The following is a 476-nucleotide window of genomic DNA, read 5'->3' as shown; positions in this document are numbered from 1 at the left end:
GGAGTGAGTACCATCGGCGACAGCAAGGTAGTAAGCTCAATGATAGTAGACGGAACCATCGTCAATGCTGACGTGAGTGCGGCAGCAGCAATTGCAGGTACAAAAATAGACCCTGATTTCGGAGCCCAAAACCTGACCACCACCGGCAATGCCACGGTAGGAGGAACTTTGGGAGTAACGGGAGCAACAAGCCTGAACGGTGCAACAACCGTGAACAATACCCTGACCGCAACAGGGGCCACAACAACAGCCGGGATTACCAACACGGGAGACATTTCAACGGGAACTTCAACAGTGACCGGTAATGCCACTGTTGGAGGAACCATGGATGTAACAGGAGCAACCTCACTTTCAACACTTGAGACCAGCGGACCTGCTACCCTGAACAGTGCAACAGTAACAGGAAATTCGGCCGTTGGAGGAACATTGAATGTTACAGGAGTAACAACCCTGACGGCACAGCCGGTACTTTCTTC

Annotated in this window: 1 protein-coding gene; it reads left to right on the top strand. The window is 51.9% G+C overall.

From position 1 onward, the window contains the following. On the top strand, nucleotides 1-476 hold a 476-nt coding region (locus tag HMJ38_RS25150; protein WP_228780278.1), incomplete at both ends, for a hypothetical protein.

The organism is Aquiflexum lacus, from assembly GCF_015476655.1.
GTDB lineage: Bacteria > Bacteroidota > Bacteroidia > Cytophagales > Cyclobacteriaceae > Aquiflexum > Aquiflexum lacus.
The sequence above is the reverse complement of the archived record's forward strand: the minus strand, read 5'-3'. Positions and strand labels throughout refer to the sequence as shown.